The 3057-nt window shown below is 73.2% G+C and carries 2 protein-coding genes and 1 pseudogene; 2 read left to right on the forward strand and 1 reads right to left on the reverse strand.

Going from position 1 to position 3057, the window contains the following annotated elements:
* Window positions 1-352: pseudogene (locus ACWD3D_RS35365) on the forward strand (hypothetical protein); the annotation flags it as partial.
* A gap of 226 nt (window positions 353-578) precedes the next feature.
* On the forward strand, window positions 579-2066 hold the full coding sequence (locus ACWD3D_RS35370; RefSeq protein ID WP_451464774.1) for an alkaline phosphatase PhoX: 1488 nt from the start codon (window positions 579-581) through the stop codon (window positions 2064-2066).
* Window positions 2067-2137: 71 nt separating this feature from the next.
* Here ACWD3D_RS35370 and ACWD3D_RS35375 read toward each other — a convergent pair whose 3' ends face one another.
* On the reverse strand, window positions 2138-2668 hold the full coding sequence (locus ACWD3D_RS35375) for a hypothetical protein (RefSeq protein WP_451464775.1): 531 nt from the start codon (window positions 2666-2668) through the stop codon (window positions 2138-2140).
* Window positions 2669-3057 lie beyond the last annotated feature (389 nt).

Below are 3057 nucleotides of genomic sequence, written 5' to 3' on the forward strand. Positions count from 1 at the left end.
GCCCGCCCTGCGCGCGGTGCTCGGGGACCCCGAGCTGGGCGGGCTCGCCCGGGTCTGGCTCGCGGAGCACGGAGCGACGGACGTCCCGCCGCCGCCGGAGTCCATGGTCTTCTGGCTGGCCGTCGACACGCTCGCCGCACAGCTGGACGCCGACGGCGAGATGGCGGAACTGCAAGGGCTGGTCGAAGGCCTCGTCGGCCGGGACGGCGACTTCTTCGACCAGGTCTGGCGGGTCGACCACCCGGCGACCGCCGAGGTGCTGGACGCCATGGGCCGGCTGCACGGCGACAAGAAGACGGCGAAGGAAGCACGCAAGGCGGCCTTCAAGGCCCGCTCCCGCGCCGGTTCCTGACGGGTCGTCGGCCGCCGTCCGCGGACGGCGGGCGGAGGTCGGCGCGGCGACGGGCGTGCGGGCGGGGGCCGGGTGGGCGGGTGCGCGCGACGGGTGTGCACCGCGTGCCGAGGCGTCCGTTGCACGGCAAGGGTGTGCCCACAAGTCGCCCGCAGTTCATGTGGAGTTGGCCCGGAGCCGGGACTGTGGGCGCGCCAACGTCCCGGACACCGCACAGGAGCCCGTCATGTCGTTCACGCGCAGGGAATTCACCAAGCAGTCCGCCGTCGCCGGTGCCGGCATCGCTCTCACCGGGGCGGTCGGTACCCTCGCCACCGCGCCCGGTGCCCTCGCCGCGGAGCACGACGGACCCGGTCACGGCGGACACGACGAGCACGGCCACGACGGACACGGTCATGACCACGACCACGACCACTCCAAGGCTCCCGGCTACGGCCCGCTGATCGCCGACCCGAAGGGCATCCTGGCTTTGCCCGCGGGCTTCTCGTACCGGATCATCACGCACAGCGGTGTCACCAAGCTGGAGTCGGGCGAGACCACCCCTTCCAATCACGACGGCACCGCCGCCTTCGAGGGCCCGCGCGGCGTCACTCTCCTGGTCAACAACCACGAGCTGAGCGGTACCCGCGACGGCTGGGCGCGCCCCGTCCCGCTCGCCGAGGGCCTGGTCTACGACCCGATCGCGGCGGGCGGCTGCACCGTCGTGGAGACCCGCCAGGGCGGCCACACCGCCGAGTGGGTCGGTATCGCCGGTACGTCCACCAACTGCGCGGGCGGCGCCACCCCCTGGGGCACCTGGCTGACCTGCGAGGAGACCGAGGACAAGGCGGGCAAGAACGGCCTCCTCAAGGACCACGGCTACGTCTTCGAGGTCGACCCCTACGACCGGCGCGCCAACCGCGACCCGCGCCCGGTCAAGGCGTTCGGCCGGTACGCCCACGAGGCCGTCGTCATCGACCCGCAGCGCGGCCACGCCTACCTCACCGAGGACGCGGCCACCCCGAACGGGCTGCTCTACCGCTGGGTCCCGCCGCAGGGCTTCAAGCACGGCCGCGGCAAGCTGCGCACGCTCGCCGACGACGCCGGTGTCCTCCAGGCGTTCATGTGCTTCGACAAGAGCGGCGCCTTCGTGGACGACCTGTCCCGCGCCACCAAGATCGGCACCGTGTTCGGCGTCGACTGGGTCGACGTGCCGGACCGCGACGCGAAGACCGTCTCCGTGCGCAAGCAGTTCACCGACACGGAGGTCACCCGCGCCCGCAAGCTCGAAGGCATGTGGTGGAGCGACGGCGGCGTCTACATCGTCTCCTCGTTCGCCCGCGCGGAGAGCCCCGTCCAGCACGACGGCCAGGTCTGGTTCTACGACACCAAGCGCCGCACCCTGACCCTCAAGGTGCTCCTCGGCGTCAACGCCGACCCGTCGAAGGACGGCGCCTTCGACGGCCCGGACAACATCACCGTCTCGCCGTACGGCGGCCTGGTCATCGCCGAGGACGGCGAGGGCGTCCAGCATCTCTTCGGGGCGACCGACAGCGGGGCCACCTACCCCATCGCGCGCAACGACCTGAACGAGGGCACGGCGGAGGCGCCCGTGTACAGCGAGTTCACCGGCGTCACCTTCTCGCCCGACGGCAAGACGCTCTTCGCCAACATCCAGACCCCCGGGATCATGCTCGCCATCACGGGCCCCTGGAAGCGTCAGCCGAACAAGTAGCGGCCCCGTACCCAACCAGCGGGCCGGGCCGGCGCCTCACGCGCGGCCCGGCCCGGCCTCGTCACCCCACGTCACCCGAGCGTCGTCTCGCGCAGCAACGCCCGCGCCCGCTCGGTCCTGCGGGCCCCCGCCGGGTACGGCAGGGTTCTGGCCAGGGATTCGGCGCGGGCCAGCTCCCTGGTGCCCTCCCGCTCCTGGGTGAGCCGGGAGAGGGCGGTGCCGAGGGCTATCCGGGCCTCCACCTCGGCGAGGCGCTCCCCGGTGCGCTCGGACCGGGTCACCTCGGCGCGGGCCAGGCGCGTCGCGCTCTCGGGGCGTCCCGACAGGAGTTCCGCCCAGGCCACCAGGACCGGGGCGTCGCCGGTGTGGCCGTCCAGGGCGCGCAGCGCGTCGTCGGGGCGACGTGCGCGCAGGGCGGATTCGGCGCGCGCGGTGCGCACCTCGTACTCGGCCTGGCGGTCGCCGAGCGCGGTGGCCGCCGCTCCGGCGCGGTCCAGGAGGGCTGCGGACTCCGCGGGGTCGCCCAGGAACGCCCGTACCCGTGCCATCGTGGCCAGGGCGTACGGAAGGCACCAGGCCTCGTACGCCTCCGCACCCGCCACGGCCTGTTCCGCGAGCGCGCGGGCCAGTTCGGGTTCTTCCAGGAGCAGCCGCAGTTCGGCGAGGTTGCCCCTCTCGAACGCGGCGGCCGTCGGGTCGCCGGACTGTTCGGCCAGTCCGAGCGCGCGGTTGCCGATCTCGACGGCCTCGCGCAGCCGGCCGGCCCGCCGTGCGTTCTCCCGCAGCGTCGACAGGACCGTACCGAGCAGCGTCGGGTCGCCGTACGCCTCGGCCGGGGCCAGGGCCTGGTCGCCCGCTTCGCGCGCCTGGTCGAGGTGGCCGGCGAGGCCGAGGTTGGCAGAATCGATACCGCAGACGCATGGACACCGACAAATGGTCTAGTCCACAATACGGGAACAAGAACCTCCGCCCTCCCCGCACAGGAGGACGG

Source organism: Streptomyces sp. NPDC002690, assembly GCF_053592415.1.